Source organism: Pseudomonas sp. LB3P93 (assembly GCF_054898025.1).
On sequence record NZ_CM142713.1, the window covers coordinates 593,135 to 609,576 of the forward strand.

Genomic DNA, 16,442 nt, shown 5'->3' on the forward strand with positions numbered 1-16,442 from the left:
GTTTTTGCCCTGCGGTGGGTATTTTCAACCCACTCGTGCCGCACAAAAGTGCGGGTCGGTAACGCCGGATGACGAGCGCAATGTGTCCCTGACCGATTATTTGAGCGTTAACAGGCTATTCGGTTAAACCTGAGCGCCATTTCCAAGTCCTAGATTTCATGGCAGGCCGGTTTAGGCCTAACGTTTCACACGTGCGTCGCAGTCAGGGCGCTCAGTCGTATCAGGAGCCCTGTGCAATGACGCGCACTCGTAAAATTGTTACCTGGACCTTCGCCAGCCTGATTGTCTTGCTGGCGGTATTGTTTCTGATCATCGCGTTCTTCGATTGGAACCGGATCAAACCGCCCCTTAATGCCAAAGTCTCTGAAGAGCTGCATCGTCCGTTTGCCATCAATGGCAACCTCGCGGTGGTCTGGCAGCGCGAGCCCGACGAGGGCGGTTGGCGGGCCTGGGTGCCGTGGCCGCACGTAGTGGCCGAAGACCTGAGCCTCGGCAACCCGGACTGGTCGAAGAAGCCGCAGATGGTCACCCTCAAACGCGTCGAACTGCGCATTTCTCCCCTGGCGCTGCTGGCACAGCGGGTGGTCATCCCGCGCATTGACTTGACTGAGCCCAATGCTGACCTGCAGCGCCTGGCCGATGGCCGTGCCAACTGGACATTCAAATTCGACCCCAAAGACCCGAACGCCGAGCCTTCAAGCTGGGTGGTGGACATCGGTGCCATCGGCTTCGACAAGGGCCACGTCACCCTCGACGACCAGAACCTCAAGACTCAGCTCGATGTACTGATCGATCCGCTGGGCAAACCGATTCCGTTCAGCGATATCGTCGGCGACAAAGCAGCGAAAACTGCCCTGGAGAAAGGCGCAGCACCGCAGGATTATGCGTTCGCGCTTAAGGTCAAAGGCCAATACCACGATCAGAAACTCGCAGGCGAAGGCAAGATCGGCGGGTTGCTGGCGTTACAGGACGCGGCCAGGCCGTTCCCGCTTCAGGCGCAAGTGAAAATAGCCGACACCCGCGTAGAACTCGCCGGCACGTTGACCGATCCACTGAACCTCGGCGCCCTGGATTTGCGCCTGAAACTGGCCGGCACCAGCCTGGGCAATCTGTATCCGCTGACCGGTGTGACACTGCCGGATACGCCGCCGTATGCGACCGATGGGCATTTGATCGCCAAGCTGCATGAGCCGGGCGGCGCGGTGTTCCGTTATGAAGAGTTCAACGGCAAGATCGGCGAGAGCGACATCCACGGCAGCCTGGCTTATGTCGCCAGCCAGCCGCGGCCAAAACTCAGCGGGTCGCTGGTTTCCAATCAACTGCTGTTTGCTGACATGGCACCGCTGATTGGCGCCGATTCCAACGCCAAGCAAAAGGCCCGGGGTGGCGAAAGCAAGCAGCCGACGGACAAGGTGTTACCGGTCGAGGAGTTCAAGACCGAGCGCTGGCGCGACATGGACGCTGATGTCGAATTCACCGGCAAGCGCATCGTCCACAGTGAAAAACTGCCGTTCAAGGATCTCTATACGCATCTGGTGCTGACCGACGGTGTCCTCAGCCTCGAGCCCCTGCGTTTCGGCGTGGCGGGTGGCACCCTGGATGCGCAGATTCGCCTCAATGGCCGGACCGAACCCTTGGAAGGCCGGGCCAAACTGACCGCGCGCAAGTTCAAGCTCAAGCAGCTGTTCCCCACCTTTGAGCCAATGAAAACCAGTTTCGGCGAGCTCAATGGCGATGCCGACATCACCGGTCGTGGCAACTCGGTGGCCAAGCTGTTGGGTAGCGCCAATGGCAATCTGAAAATGCTGATCAACGACGGCGCCATCAGCCGCGAGTTGATGGAACTGGCCGGGCTGAACGTCGGCAATTATGTGGTGGGCAAGATTTTTGGCGACAAGGAAGTGAAGATCAACTGCGCGGCGGCCGACTTCGACATCAAGACCGGATTGGCCACCACGCGACTGTTTGTCTTCGATACCGAGAACGCGATCATCTACATCGATGGCACCGCGAACATGGCGACGGAGCAACTGGACCTGACGATTACTCCGGAATCCAAGGGCTGGCGGTTGATTTCATTGCGGTCGCCGCTGTATGTGCGGGGCAAGTTCATCAAGCCGGATGCGGGTGTGAAGGCGGTGCCGCTGATTTTGCGTGGGGCGGGGATGGTTGCGTTGGGTGTGATTGCAGCGCCGGCGGCGGGGTTGCTGGCGTTAGTGGCACCGAGTGGCGGTGAGCCGAATCAGTGTGCTCCGTTGCTGGAGCAGATGAAGGCGGGCAAGGCGCCGGTGACCGTCAAACCCACCAGGTAAATCTGCGGCGTCGGTGAAGACGCCATCGCGGGCAAGCCCGCTCCCACAGTTATCGGGTTGAACACACTATCTATGATCAACCTGATACCTGTGGGAGCGGGCTTGCCCGCGATGGCAATCTGACAGGCGCTACAGAGCTTGTAGCGCAACACGCAGACCACCGTGGCCGAGCCGATCACGCCAGCGCATGCCCGGACAGCAACGCCTCCTCGCGCAACCACTCAAAGAAAGCCCGAACCGGTGGATGTCGCTCGCGCCCAGGCACGCAAAGCGCGCTGTAGCCGGCGCCATCCACCTGAATCTCGCCCCGGTAAGCGACCAGCAAACCGCTGGCCACGCTTTCCGACACCAGAATGTTGCTTGCCAGCACCAGGCCTTGCCCGGCGATGGCCGCTTGCAGGGCGTAATGCTCTTCGTCGTACTCACGGACCGCCGGTTCTCCCGTCAGCCAGGTCTCGCCGGACTGCGCACACCAGGCCGCCCAGCCGTGGGCGTACAGTTTGGAGTTATGCCAGCGCACGCTAATCAGCGTGGGCGCTCGTTCAGCCGCCAGGGCCACTTGCCCGGGTGAGCCATAGACACCGAACGATTCGTCGAACAGGCACAGCCCATAAAGGTTCGGGTAGTCACCCAGGCTGTAGCGCACCACCAGATCGACGCTGGCGTCCTGATGCAGATCGATGACCTCGCAATGGGTATCCAGGCGCAGGCTGATGTTCGGATGACGGGCGTAGAACCGACCCAGTCGCGGTACCAGCCACAACGCCGCGAAGGCGGCCGTGGTGGAAATCGTCAGGCTCGCGCCGCTGCGTTGCGGGCGCAGGGTGTCGACACTTTGTGCCACTTCCAGCAACGCACCGTGCAGGCTGCGGAACAGCCGTTCGCCGCAGTCGGTCAGGCGAACTTGCCGTGGCAGCCGCTCGAACAGCGGCACGCCGAGCCAGCTCTCCAGGGAGCGAATCTGATGGGACACCGCTGTCGGTGTCACTGAGAGTTCTTCGGCGGCAGCCTTGAAGCTCAGCAGGCGTGAGGCGGATTCAAAGGCGCGCAGGGCGGTCAGAGGCAGCGAGGCAAACATTCAAACACTCCATGGATGAAATTAACTCATCCAGACTGATTTCTGCTCAGTTGAAGAAGGGCGGCTACGCGCTCCAAGCTGCAAGCCACAAGCAGTTTGAGTTTAGCCCTTAAGGAGTTTCAGATGAGCAAAATTCTTGCAATACACGCCAGCCCGCGCGGCGAACGTTCCCACTCCCGGCGTTTGGCCGAAGTGTTTCTTTCTGCCTGGCAGGCGCGACATCCTCAGTCTCACCTGACTCGCCGGGAAGTCGGTCGGGCGTTGATACCGCCGGTCAACGAGGCCTTTGTGGCCGCGGCGTTTTACCCCGAGCCTAATGCACGACCGCTGTCGATGCAGGCCGACCTGGCGTTCAGCGATGAACTGGTCGGCGAGTTGCTGGGTAATGATTTACTGGTGATCTCCACGCCGATGCACAACTTCAGCGTGCCCAGCGGCCTCAAGGCCTGGATCGATCAGATTGTGCGGCTCGGGCTGACGTTCAATCACACGCTGGACAATGGCGTGGCTCAGTACGAGCCGTTGGTGCGAGGCAAAAAAGCCCTGATCGTCACCAGTCGCGGCGGCTTCGGTTTCGGGCCGGGCGGTGATCTGGAGGCGATGAACCATGCCGATCCGTTGCTGCGCACCGCGCTTGGATTCATCGGCATTACCGACATCACCGTGGTGGCGGCCGAAGGGGAAGAGTCGGCAGCGCGGACGTTCGAGATTTCGGTGGCCGAGGCCGAGCAGCGCCTGCTCACGCTGGCCAGGGAATTTTAGGTGGCCTGGCTGTTTCTGCTGATCGCCGCCGGGTTCGAAGTCACCTTCGCCATGGGCATGAAGTACGCCGAAGGCTTCACCCGGCTTTGGCCATCGCTGGTCACAGTGGTGGCCGCCGTCGGCGGGATTTACTTCCTGACCCTGGCCATGCGCGAGTTGCCGGTGAGCATCGCCTACCCGATCTGGACTGCCATCGGTTCACTGGGCACGGTGTTTCTCGGCTTTGCGCTGCTGGGCGAAAGCCTGACAGCGGTCAAGTTGGTGTCGGTGGGGCTGATCGTGGCGGGCGTGGTGGGGCTGAAGTAGGGCGGATGTCATAGACTGGTCGTCGAGTTGTCATCTTGGGTGACGATGCTTGGCTGATGTCTTGCATCCAGCCTTGCTTCATCTCACCGATCACAAGGATGTTCGCCCATGTCGCAAGGTTCCGCTACGCGGTATCCGTTGGTGCTGGTCCCGGGAATGCTCGGGTTTATCCGTCTGGTGTTGTACCCGTACTGGTACGGGATCATTTCAGCGTTGCGCCGGGGCGGGGCGACAGTGTTTGCGGTGCAGGTTTCGCCGCTCAATTCCAGCGAGGTGCGCGGTGAGCAGCTCCTGGCGCGGATCGAAGAGATTCTGCGGGAAACGGGAGCCGAGAAGGTCAACCTGATTGGCCACAGCCAGGGCTCGCTCACGGCCCGATACGCGGCGGCCAAACGCCCGGATCGCGTGGCTTCCGTCACTTCGGTGGCCGGGCCGAATCATGGCTCGGAGCTGGCGGATTATCTGGAAAAACACTACCCGGCCGACACCTTCAAAGGCCGGGTTCTCAGCGTGTTGCTGCGCTGGATCGGCGCATTGATGAGCCTGCTCGAAACCGGCTATCGCGGGCCGAAATTGCCTGTGGATATCCCGGCTTCGCATCATTCGCTGACGACTCAAGGCGTGGCGCTGTTCAATCAGCGTTATCCACAGGGCTTGCCTGAAACGTGGGGCGGTCACGGGCCGGAGGAGGTCAATGGCGTGCGCTATTACTCCTGGTCCGGGACGCTGCAACCGGGCAAGACGGATCGCGGGGGTAACCTGTTCGACGGGACGAATCGCAGTTGCCGTCTGTTTGCCAGAACCTTTGTGCGCGAAACCGGGCATTGCGACGGGATGGTCGGGCGTTACAGCTCTCACCTTGGGACGGTGATTGGCGATGAATATCCGATGGATCACTTCGACATCGTCAATCAGTCGCTGGGGCTCGTTGGGAAAGGGGCTGATCCGGTGCGGTTGTTTGTCGAGCATGCGGCCAGATTGAAAGCGGCAGGGGTTTAGACCGCATTGTGGCGAGGGGATTTAGCGAACCGTCGCCACAGTTCAGGCGACGCTAATCTTGCGGCCCAACACGGTGGTCCAACGCTCCGAAAGCACCACCCCACCCAACGTCAACACCCCGCCCACCAAGTGGTACATCGCCAGCTGTTCATGCAGCACCACCGCGGCAATCAGCGCGGTAATCAACGGCAGCAAATTGAAAAACAGCGTGGTCCGGCTCGGCCCCAAGCGCACCACGGCCTGCATCCACGCCAACGGCGCCAGCATCGAAGCCAGCAAACAGGCATAAAGCACCAGCGGAATATTCTGCAGGGTCGGCCCAACTTTCGGTGAAGCGACAAACAACGGAAACAGCACCACCACCGCCACCAGCACCTGCAAATACAACAACACCAGCGGCGGCAAGCGAAGCTGCCATTTCTTCAGCAGCGTGCTGTAAATCGCGTAAGCCAGTGTGGCGACCAGCATCATCGCGTCACCCAGGTTCACGCCATGCTCCAGCAGCGCGCCCAGGCTGCCGGACGACACCACCACCAAAACCCCGGCGAAAGACAATACCGCGCCGGCCAGTGCGCCTGCCGTCAAACGCTGGCCGAGACTGACAATCGCCATGGCCAGCGACATCAATGGCATCAGCGACAAAATGATCCCCATGTTGGTCGCCGTGGTCAGCGTCGCAGCGAAGTACGCCAGGCTCTGATAGACCGCCATGCCCAGCACGCCAAGGATGAAAATCTTGCCCAGGTTCGGGCGAATCAGCGGCCAATGGGCGATTACCGGTTTGAGCATGAACGGCGTGAACAGAATTCCGGCCAGCAGCCAACGGTAGAAGCCGATTTCCGCCGGGAAGATCGCGCCGACCGCCAGTTTGTTGATCACGGTGTTGCCGGCCCAAATGAAAATGGCCAGCAGGGGATAAGCGTATTGCATCAGAAAAAACCAGAAACGTAAGTGAGGGGCAATTATCCGCCTGTCTGGATACAAGCCTATACTTCGATCCAGACAACCTGCCCCCGATGACGGACAGCATGAACAGTAAACACATCGACCTGCTCGACTTCGCGGAACTGCCGTCCCCCGTGTATTTCCGTTATGCCGACTTCGACACCCACGAATACGCTTCGACCCATCGGCACCCGTGGGGCACCCTCGAGTATTCGGCCAATGGTGTGCTGCACATGGAAATCGGCAGCCGCCGCTTCATGTCGCCGCCGCAATACGCCGTGTGGGTGCCGCCCGAGACCGAGCACAGTTTCTACAGCAATCAACCGATCAACTATCGCGCGGTCTGCCTGGCGCCGATGTTGTGCCACGCGTTGCCCCGGGAAGCCTGCACGCTGGCAATCAGCGACATTCTCAAGGCGATCCTCAAGGACTTTGCCGCCCGTGACGTGAAAATTCCCGAGCAGGAGGCGGACACACGCCTGGCGCAAGTGCTGGTGGACCAACTGCAACAGGCGCCCATCCACGAGTGTTATTTGCCTTACGCCAGCAGTTCGGGATTGCTCGGGATTCTTGAAGCCCTGCAAGCCGAACCTGGGGACAATCGGCCATTGGCGCACTGGGCCGCACAAATCCATGTCAGCGAACGCACATTGGCCCGGCAGTTTGTCCGCGAACTGGGCATGAGTTTCGGCGAGTGGCGGCAACGCTTGCGTTTTCTAGCGGCAATCGAAGCGCTGGACAGTCAGCGCAGTATTCAGAACATTGCCTTCGACATGGGGTACAGCACGGGCTCGGCATTTATCGCGATGTTTCAACGCCAGGCTGGATGTACGCCAGAGCAGTATCGGCGAGAGCGAGTTGTCTGAATTTTTTATAGAGAGTCGTTGTAAGTTTCGGAAGTTGTGGGAGACGTTTCTTACAGATTAATCAGAAATGCACTTCATTTGGCCGCAGGGTTAACGCTGTACGCTGGTTGCATAAGCTGTTCCTGTTTAACTTACTTATGCAGAGTGTAAATGTGGCCACTATTATTCCGATCCGTGAAGTGCTGATATCCGCAGCGAAAGAAAAAAGCGTTCATCACGATTTTATAAAAAGCGCTATTCCAGAGTGGATCGACCAGGCTTCGCCACACAGAATAAGCGCATTAAAAGGTGCCATTGTCCCACTTCCGGAATGGACTAAAACGGCCTCGTCGATCGAGCATGGACTTCTCAAAAGTGCCATCGAGGAAAGTTGGCGCGCGCAAAACGATGTCGACCGCATACTGCGCGAAGCACAAGATGTGCACGCCTTTGCCGAGCCTCTGCTCCGTCAGGCGCTGAAGAATCAATATGGTGTTGATGTCGACGTCAAAGAAACTTTTTTGCAGTTGTTTTCCCCTGTCCATTTATCCCCATGGGCCATGAATTTCAATAACGGAGTAGCCTCCCGCGTGGTGTCGCTGCTTGATGCGGCATTGCATAATTTTTCCGAGAAGGAGGTGTTAACTTCCGATTCGCAATTTATTACTCGGCCTGACAACTCGAATCGATTCGAAATAACCGATGTCCGCAACAAAATGAGTATTGAACAGTTTAAGGCGCTTTGTCGCAGCCTGGACATCGGAGCCCAATATAAGACCTATCTTGAAAGCTATGTACGTCCCGTCGATGGGGTGGCGCGTGGCGTGTTGCAACGCAAAGTTATCAGAAGCCAAAAAGCTGCCCTGAACGCAGCCCTGTCTCTGGCTATCCTGAAAAAAGATATTTCGGCGGTTGGCTTACTAGCGGTAAAAAGCCTGCTCAAGGACGTTAAAGAGTCGACGCTGGATGGCCTGCCCGTTCGCTACTATCAGCTTAAAATGCTCGATGTGCAGTTGAGAGGGATCGTGCTGATTGCGACTGATCTTAATATCCACGACGCCGCCGCCCAGCGAGTCATTGCCTATGTACCGCACGATCCAGACCACCCACTGAAAGAGTACGCTTCAAAGGCCGAGTTCGCCCGGGAGCTCACTCGCCAGTTACGTGACACCGCAAAGGACCCCGCGGACTCTGCCACCCGCTATCAGCAGTTCTTCAGCCGTTTTGTCGACCATCAGCAACGGGGACGCTTCTTTGCAGCGCTCAACGCTGCGCTGGTAGAAATAACCCAGCACGACAAAGTCCCGGGCGTCGATCAGCCGGTATGGCGCGAAACGCCCGTGGAGCATCCGCGGCTGCACTTTGATCTCATTCGATTCGAGAACGACACCCATACCTTTTTTACTGGCGATCCTTGGTTATATCTCTATCAGCAACTGCAAAACAAAATCCTCAACGATGCCCGGGAGATGGTCATCTCGACGCAAGATGCTGATCGCATGGAGCGCTGGGCGTGGTTCGATAATCTGGAAAAAATGCTCTCCGATATCTTCAATGCAGCGTTGATGGTAGTGGGGCCGTTCATACCCGGTGTGGGCGAGATAATGATGGGCTACATGGTTTATCAGTTGGTCAGTGAGGTCGTCGAAGGCATCGTGGATCTGGCTGAAGGTCTGTATCTGGAAGGGGCCGAGCACATCATTGGTTTTGTCGAAAGCGTGATCCAGTTGGTGGCATTCGCCGGCGGCATGAAAATCGGCAGCGAGGTGGTACTGCCCAAACTGTCCTCGTTCATCGAGTCGACAAAACCGGTCACGCTTCCCAACGGCGCCAAACGCCTGTGGAGCCAGGACCTCGAACCCTATCAGAAACAAAACCTGACCCTGGCTGCGGATTCAAAGCCTGATGCAAGCTGGCTGCACCAGCATGAGGGCAAGCCGATTCTCAAACTGGACACCAGGCACTTCGAACTCACGAAAGATCGGCAGACCGGCAAACACAGGATCAAGCATCCGACCCGGCCCGATGCCTATCAACCCGAGTTGAACAGCAACGGTGAAGGTGCATTCGTGATTGAAGGCGAGCAGCCTCATACATGGGATGACACTACCTTGCTGGCGCGACTTGGGCCGGACATGGGTGAACTGGCCGAATCCTACGGGGACATCCGCGCGGTCAGCCAGACCGATGCGAATGCGATCCGCCGGATGTATGCCAACAATGAACGGCCCCTGCCTTTACTCAGCGATACCGTGACCCGGTTCCGTATCGACCGCGACATTCAAACCTTCATCGAGCAGTTGGGCAGTGAACAGGCGAAAGACTATTCAAGCGCCGATGCCGACATGCAATTTCAGCTGCTCGACGGCGTGTGGCCCGGTAAGGCGATTGAACTGGTAGACGCCAGTGGTGAAGTACTTCGAGTCATTGGTCGAGCGGGCGGATCGCGTGTCCGGATCAACAGCAATCGTCTGTCCGGCGTCGATCTGGTCAAGACGCTGTTATCGCACCTTGATGATGCGCAACTGAACACCTTGTTGAACGTCGAGTTTCGCATTGAACTCAGCACGCCAGAAATGAACGCCAAAAATCTGCGGGCAGAATTGGTGAAGCTGGCCAAGAGCAAGCGTACGTCGCTGTTCGACGGGCGTTATCGTCGTATAGAGGCCGCCACGAGTGGCAATGCAAAAACGGTCCAGACCAAAGTGCCGGGCCTGCCTGGCACTGTCGCCCGCGAGTTGCTGTCGATCGCCACACGTTCAGAAGTTCAGGCGCTTGAGCGCGGGCAGTTACCCGCGCGGCTGGAAAACCTCGCGCGCTGGGGCCTTCGAGACGTGCGGATCAGTCGCGCTTATGAGTGTTTTTACCTGGACTCGGTCGACAGTCCCGACATGGACAGACTGGCGCTGCACTCGCTTGAGAATCTTCGCGGCTGGAATCCCGATGTCCGCATTGAAGTCCGCCAGTTCGAGTACGGTGGTCGCCTGCTCGACAGTATCGGCAAGAGCGACGCGGGGATTCGGCGCACGCTCGTGGAGCTTCATGACTCAACGTTCGTCGCCTATGACGAGGAGGGTAACGCCCTGCATTCGGGAATGGATTTGTTTTCCTCCATTTTGCAGGCGTTGCCGGATGCCGAGCGTAATGCGCTGAACATCCATATCGGCCAAGGGCCAAAACTGAAGCTGGCCCTGCGGGACAACGCGTTGAAGCCCTATCAGTTGTTGAAGGTGCTGGACGATCTCCCGGTTCTTGATCGCGTCACTTACGATCCTCGATTCATGCGCCTGCGTGGTGGTGCGCCTAACGCCGGTGGTGAGCGGGCAGCTTTGCAAGAAATCGGCGAACTGTATGGGGATCTGGTGATAGGGGCGTTTCATCCTTCTGTTTCAGAGTTCAAAAGATTCGATTACCTGCGTGGCCTGAAACTGATGCACGAGAGCTTTGCGCAGGATTATTTCTACGATCTGGAGGATGCACTGAACGCAGCCAATGCTACCGGCGAGGCCGGGCCGGGCCTGGAAATCGTACAAAGTATTGAGGCATTGCCTGATCTGCAGAAGCTGATGCTGCCTGAGCAATTCGACTCATTAATCGGCCGGCTGTTTACCGAAGAAGGCCTGGTGCCGCTCACGGAGTCGGAACGAAACCTGGGTATGAATGCGCGGAATCTGGAACAGACCGGGCGCGCAAATGAATACCAGGCGCTGTTACGCTCAGTTCGGGAGAACGCTGTAACGCCAAGTTCCGAGTTGTCGGATTTAAGTAGCTATGGAGAGTTGCTGTCCCAGGCAGTAGCCACAGCCGAGGAACCGATTCAGGTTCCGGCTCAAACCATGGCCAACTTGAAAATGGCACAGGAAGCGATCTATCGAGCCAAGGAACTCCTGCCGTTGTCGGGTAATCAGTTGCCGAGCATGTGGGAAAAGGGCGGTTCGGCAATCGCGAAAATAAAACGTCTCAGAGGGCTGGACTTGGAGGACGGCAACTTCACTGCAAAATTGACCACCGCCGAAGCCGCTCGCAAAGCCATCGAAATCAAGGGAGGCAATTGCTCGGAGAACTCGAAGGTAACGTTTTCGATCCTCGCCAACCAACCCCGGACGTCCAGCATTCATATCGTCAAAGTCTCCGATTTTGATCATCAATATGTGGTGATTGGTGATGACTTGAACAATCTCAATGGACTGGTCGTAGCAGACTCCTGGCCGGAATTCCCCGCTGCGCACCTGGCCAGCAATGGCTACTTCCAGTTTGACAGAACGCCATTGATGACACTGCCCCCCGGCCCCGCCGTGGCCGATTACAACTTTATCAATGAAGTACCGCCAGGCCCGGCGACATTGCCTGCGGTTTCCGAGGCGAACACGTACCGGCAGATAAAAATCGACAAGCTGTATAAGAAGGGAGCGGCGGCATACGCGCAATGGACGTCATTGGGTGAGCTTGGGCAAACCTATGCTATCAACGGTGGCACACCGGTTTCGTTCGAGCGGATGCCCGCGTCGGTCATTGAAAACCGGGTTGATGCCTACAATCGATACCTGGACGCTTTCAAGGACATTCTGGACGCTCAAACGGATGCCGATTGAGGTCAATCTGATGCTTTCGTGGATGAAGGTGTAACAGCGCTTGTATACACTCCACAATGAGGCCGCACCCCTCGGTGCGGTAACAAGGAGAAAACTCCATGAAGATGTTGCGTATCCCTTTGTTGATGATCGGTTTGCTGCTTTGCGCCCAGGGCTTCGCCGCCACTGAGCAACAGAACAAGATGACCACCTGCAACGCTGACGCTACCGCAAAAAGCCTCAAGGGCGATGAGCGCAAAACTTTCATGAGCACCTGCCTCAAAGCGGCACCAGCCGCCAATGACGCGAAAGCGCTGACACCTCAGCAAGAGAAGATGAAAACCTGCAACGCCACTGCGGCTACTCAGGCGCTGAAGGGCGATGCGCGTAAAGCCTTCATGAGTGATTGCCTGAAGAAAAAATAAACGTCTGGCTGGGAGCGGCTACTTGCGGTGAGCGTACGGACCTCATCGCGGGCTTGCCCGCGATGAGGCCAGAAAGGACACCGAAAGCCCCACTAAGGTCGACCTACACAATCCCTAGTGCTGGCCTGCGAACGCTGGCAGACTGCCAATCCTTTTACGTCGTTCGTTTTGAGGCTGTATGCCAACGTTTTCTCAACGCCAAGTTCTGCTGCTGATCAGTTGGGTCATCATCTTTGGTGGCTTGCTGCTGGTGATCCCGCTGCGACTGCTGCCCAGCCTGCTGGCCGGGTTGCTGGTGTTCGAACTGGTCAACATGCTCACCCCGCAATTGCAGCGGCTGATCGAAGGTCGGCGGGCGCGCTGGCTGGCGGTGGCGTTATTGGGGACGCTAGTGGTCAGTGTGTTGACGCTGATCTTTGCCGGTGCCATCAGCTTTCTGCTGCATGAAGCGGAAAACCCCGGCGCATCTCTCGACAAATTCATGGTTGTGGTCGACCGTGCGCGCGGGCAATTGCCGCCGTTCATTGACGTCTATCTGCCGGCCAGTGCCGCCGAGTTCCGCGTGGCGATTGGCGAGTGGATGAGTAAGCACCTCAGCGACTTGCAACTGGTCGGCAAGGACGCGGCGCACATGTTTGTGACGCTGCTGATCGGCATGGTGCTGGGGGCGATCATTGCCTTGCAGCGCGTGCCGGACTTGACCAAGCGCAAGCCATTGGCCGCCGCGCTGTTCGATCGCTTGCACCTGCTGGTCCAGGCGTTTCGCAACATCGTGTTCGCCCAGATCAAGATTTCCCTGCTCAACACCTTCTTCACCGGGATTTTCCTGGCGGTGGTCCTGCCGATGTTCGGGATCAAGCTGCCGCTGACCAAAACCCTGATCGTGCTGACGTTCCTGCTAGGGCTGCTGCCGGTGATCGGCAACCTGATATCGAACACCCTGATCACCATCGTCGGCCTGTCGCTGTCGATCTGGGTGGCCGTGGCGGCGCTGGGTTACCTGATTGTTATCCACAAGCTCGAATACTTCCTCAACGCGCGCATTGTCGGCGGGCAGATCAGTGCCAAGTCGTGGGAGTTGCTGCTGGCGATGCTGGTGTTCGAGGCCGCGTTCGGCCTGCCGGGGGTGGTGGCGGGGCCGATTTATTATGCGTACCTGAAGAGCGAGTTGAAGCAGGTGGGGATGGTTTGATCAGGTAGATGTGTGTTGCCTGATCTGACGCTTTCGCGGGCAAGCCACGCTCCCACAGGTTTTGTGTCGTTCGCCGAAAAGGGTTACGACACAAAACCTGTGGGAGCGTGGCTTGCCCGCGAAGGGCTCAACTCGGTTTTGGATCAGTCCATCGTGCCGTAACGCTTCATCGCCTCAATCGCCAATCCACTGCCGATGCTGCCAAAGATGTTCCCTTCCACATGCCGCGCGTTCGGCAACATCGCCGACACGCTGTTGCGCAGTGCCGGAATCCCGCTCGAACCGCCGGTGAAGAACACCGTGTCGACCTGATCGACGCGCACGTTGGCATCGTTCAGCAATTGCGTGACGCTGTTGCGCACGCGCTCCAGCAAGTTGTCGATGGCCGATTCGAACAGTGCCCGGCTCAGATCCACGCTCAAACCCGGCTCGATGCGGTCCAGCGGCACGTGGCGGCTGTCGGCGTGGGTCAGCTGGATCTTGGTTTCTTCCACTTCCATGGCCAGCCAGTGGCCGGCGCGCTGGTCGATCAGCTTGAACAGACGGTCGATGCCGCCCGTGTCTTCGATGTCGTAACGCATGCTGCCCAGCGCCAGGGTCGACTTCTGCGAGTACACCGAGTTGATGGTGTGCCAGGTCGCCAGGTTCATGTGGTGGCTGGTCGGCATATAGGCGCCGCTCTTCATGCGGCTACCGTAGCCGAACAGCGGCATCAGGCCTTGCAGGCTCAACTGCTTGTCGAAATCGGTCCCGCCGATGTGCACGCCGCCGGTGGCGAGGATGTCATCGTGACGGTTGTCGTGGGTGCGACGCTCCGGGGACAGGCGCACCAGCGAGAAGTCGGACGTACCACCGCCGATGTCGACGATCAGTACCAGCTCTTCCTTTTCGATGGTCGACTCGTAGTCGAATGCTGCTGCAATCGGTTCGTACTGGAACGACACATCCTTAAAGCCAATGGCGCGCGCCACGTCCACCAGGGTGTTCTCGGCTTCCTGGTCGGCCATTTCATCGTCGTCGACGAAGAACACCGGACGGCCGAGTACCACTTCATCGAACTCCCGACCGGCGGCGGTTTCAGCGCGCTTCTTCAGTTGACCGATAAACAGACCGAGCAGGTCCTTGAACGGCATCGCGGTGCCGAGGACGCTGGTGTCGTGCTTGATCAGCTTGGAACCCAGCAGGCTCTTGAGCGAGCGCATCAACCGCCCTTCATAGCCTTCCAGGTATTCGTGCAGCGCCAGCCGGCCGTACACCGGGCGGCGTTCTTCCATATTGAAGAAGACCACCGAGGGCAGGGTGATCTTGTCGTCCTCCAGCGCGATCAGCGTTTCCATGCCGGGGCGCAGCCAGCCGACGGTGGAGTTGGACGTGCCGAAGTCGATACCACAGGCACGGGCTGGAGATGCGTTTTTCATGTCTTTCGAGTTCCGGTTAAAAAACGGCCGCGCAGTGTATGTCAGTGTGGCGAATATTCGAAGGCCGACTATCCGCTAAATCTCAGCTATTAGCGCCTTGAAAGACTATCCTTTGCCCCAAACTTGTCTGCATTGGGCCTGGCAGCCACAGGACGGTCGCAAGAACCGTCCGCCGCTGCCGATAAACTTCTGATGCGCTGCCCGGTCAACAACATGAGATCGGTCAACCTGGCGGCTGGCAATGAGTGCAGACTGCCGGTGGCGGCGCGATATCGATAACGGATGGTGATTCCCTCGATGGACTTCAAAGACTATTACAAGATTCTCGGTGTGGAGCCGACGGCTGACGATAAGGCGATCAAGGCCGCCTATCGCAAGCTGGCGCGCAAATACCACCCGGACGTCAGCAAGGAAAAGGACGCCGAGTCCAAGTTCAAGGACGCCTCGGAAGCTTATGAAGCGCTGAAAAGTGCCGACAAGCGCGCCGAATACGACGACTTGCGTAAATACGGTCAGCACGGCCAGCCGTTCCAGGGGCCGCCGGGTTGGCAGGGTCGTGGCGGCGGTGGTTTCGGTGATGGCGGTCAGGGCACGGGCGATTTTTCGGACTTTTTCAGTTCGATTTTCGGCAACCGTGGCCCGGGCTTTGGTGGTGGACAGTCGGGCCGCAGCGCCGGGCGTCGAGGGCAAGACGTGGAAATGGAACTTGGGATTTTCCTGGAAGAAACCCTCTCGAACGAGTCGAAGAAGGTCACCTTCCAGGTGCCGCAGTACAACGCTGCCGGCCAGCACGTCAGCAACACCAGCAAAAGCCTGAACGTGAAAATCCCCGCTGGCGTGACCGACGGCGAGCGCATCCGCCTCAAGGGCCAGGGTGCACCGGGCACTGGTGGCGGGGCCAATGGCGACCTGTTCCTGATCATTCGCTTTGCGCCGCACCCCAAATTTGATGTCGAAGGCGAGAACCTGATCATTACCTTGCCGCTGGCGCCGTGGGAATTGGCGCTGGGCACCGAAGTGGCAGTGCCTACACTGACAGGCAAGATCAACCTCAAGGTGCCGGCCGGCAGCCAGAATGGCCAGCGCATGCGCGCCAAGGGGCACGGTCTGCTGAACAAGGCTGGCGAGCGTGGCTACCTGTTCGTGCAATTGAAGGCGGTGATGCCCAAGACCTCGAGCGATGAGGTCAAGGCGCTGTGGCAGGAACTGGCGAAAAAAGCCGCGTTCGACCCAAGAGAAAATTTCTGATCCAAGAGACGGAGTAGCCCATCATGAGCAACCCCCTGATCGTTCAACTGGACATGGCAGAATTCTGTGAGGCGACCGACCTGTCGGACGTCTACGTGATCGAAATCGTCGAGCACGGCATCCTCGAACCTCAGGGCACGCAGCCCAAGGATTGGCGTTTCAACGATTATGAATTGGCACTGGCCAAGCGTGCCGCCAAGCTGCGGCGCGATCTGGAACTGGAGTGGGAAGGCGTCGCCCTGGCGCTGGACCTGCTTGAAGAGGTCCAGCAGCTGCGGGCCGAGAATCGCATGCTCAAGCAGCGGTTGGGGCGGTTGGTGGTTGAGTAGGTGTTCTGATGT

General features: G+C 58.4%; 13 protein-coding genes. 10 read left to right on the forward strand and 3 right to left on the reverse strand.

The window, feature by feature from the left end:
* Positions 1–236: 236 nt before the first annotated feature.
* A complete protein-coding gene (locus tag ACYZT8_RS02590; protein ID WP_461978991.1) occupies positions 237–2,312 on the forward strand; it encodes an AsmA family protein in 2,076 nt (691 codons plus the stop codon).
* 175 nt (positions 2,313–2,487) lie between these two features.
* On the opposite strand, the gene ACYZT8_RS02595 is transcribed toward ACYZT8_RS02590, so the two are convergent.
* Positions 2,488–3,390, reverse strand: coding sequence for a LysR substrate-binding domain-containing protein (locus tag ACYZT8_RS02595; protein ID WP_461978993.1), 903 nt, complete (start codon positions 3,388–3,390; stop codon positions 2,488–2,490).
* Positions 3,391–3,513: 123 nt separating this feature from the next.
* On the opposite strand from ACYZT8_RS02595, the gene ACYZT8_RS02600 reads away from it, so the two are divergent.
* The 3 genes from ACYZT8_RS02600 to ACYZT8_RS02610 all read left to right on the forward strand — a co-directional run bounded on the left by ACYZT8_RS02600 (position 3,514) and on the right by ACYZT8_RS02610 (position 5,457).
* Positions 3,514–4,152, forward strand: coding sequence for an FMN-dependent NADH-azoreductase (locus ACYZT8_RS02600; RefSeq protein ID WP_461978995.1), 639 nt, complete (start codon positions 3,514–3,516; stop codon positions 4,150–4,152).
* Complete coding sequence (locus tag ACYZT8_RS02605; RefSeq protein WP_461978997.1) at positions 4,153–4,458, forward strand: DMT family transporter; 306 nt, start codon at positions 4,153–4,155, stop codon at positions 4,456–4,458.
* Between the two features lie 108 nt (positions 4,459–4,566).
* Positions 4,567–5,457 (forward strand): alpha/beta fold hydrolase, encoded by an 891-nt coding sequence (locus ACYZT8_RS02610; RefSeq protein ID WP_461978999.1) that lies wholly within the window; start codon positions 4,567–4,569, stop codon positions 5,455–5,457.
* Between the two features lie 42 nt (positions 5,458–5,499).
* Here the strand turns inward: ACYZT8_RS02610 and ACYZT8_RS02615 are convergent, their stop codons facing one another.
* Entirely contained in the window at positions 5,500–6,387 is an 888-nt protein-coding gene (locus ACYZT8_RS02615) for a DMT family transporter (protein WP_461979001.1), read from the reverse strand.
* Between the two features lie 98 nt (positions 6,388–6,485).
* Here ACYZT8_RS02615 and ACYZT8_RS02620 point away from each other — a divergent pair, with 98 nt between their 5' ends.
* The 4 genes from ACYZT8_RS02620 to ACYZT8_RS02635 all read left to right on the forward strand — a co-directional run bounded on the left by ACYZT8_RS02620 (position 6,486) and on the right by ACYZT8_RS02635 (position 13,435).
* Complete coding sequence (locus ACYZT8_RS02620) at positions 6,486–7,268, forward strand: AraC family transcriptional regulator (RefSeq protein WP_461979003.1); 783 nt, start codon at positions 6,486–6,488, stop codon at positions 7,266–7,268.
* A gap of 152 nt (positions 7,269–7,420) precedes the next feature.
* Entirely contained in the window at positions 7,421–11,839 is a 4,419-nt protein-coding gene (locus tag ACYZT8_RS02625; RefSeq protein WP_461979005.1) for a dermonecrotic toxin domain-containing protein, read from the forward strand.
* Positions 11,840–11,937: 98 nt separating this feature from the next.
* Positions 11,938–12,243, forward strand: coding sequence for a PsiF family protein (locus ACYZT8_RS02630; protein ID WP_461979007.1), 306 nt, complete (start codon positions 11,938–11,940; stop codon positions 12,241–12,243).
* 178 nt (positions 12,244–12,421) lie between these two features.
* Positions 12,422–13,435: an AI-2E family transporter gene (locus ACYZT8_RS02635; RefSeq protein ID WP_282376737.1), complete on the forward strand. Its 1,014-nt coding sequence runs from the start codon at positions 12,422–12,424 to the stop codon at positions 13,433–13,435.
* 143 nt (positions 13,436–13,578) lie between these two features.
* On the opposite strand, the gene ACYZT8_RS02640 is transcribed toward ACYZT8_RS02635, so the two are convergent.
* Positions 13,579–14,853: an Hsp70 family protein gene (locus tag ACYZT8_RS02640; RefSeq protein WP_461979009.1), complete on the reverse strand. Its 1,275-nt coding sequence runs from the start codon at positions 14,851–14,853 to the stop codon at positions 13,579–13,581.
* A gap of 297 nt (positions 14,854–15,150) precedes the next feature.
* On the opposite strand from ACYZT8_RS02640, the gene ACYZT8_RS02645 reads away from it, so the two are divergent.
* Together ACYZT8_RS02645 and ACYZT8_RS02650 are read left to right on the forward strand one after the other, a co-directional pair.
* Positions 15,151–16,101: a DnaJ C-terminal domain-containing protein gene (locus ACYZT8_RS02645; RefSeq protein ID WP_461979011.1), complete on the forward strand. Its 951-nt coding sequence runs from the start codon at positions 15,151–15,153 to the stop codon at positions 16,099–16,101.
* A 23-nt stretch (positions 16,102–16,124) separates the two neighbouring features.
* On the forward strand, positions 16,125–16,430 hold the full coding sequence (locus tag ACYZT8_RS02650) for a chaperone modulator CbpM (protein ID WP_461957018.1): 306 nt from the start codon (positions 16,125–16,127) through the stop codon (positions 16,428–16,430).
* The last annotated feature ends 12 nt before the right edge of the window (positions 16,431–16,442 follow it).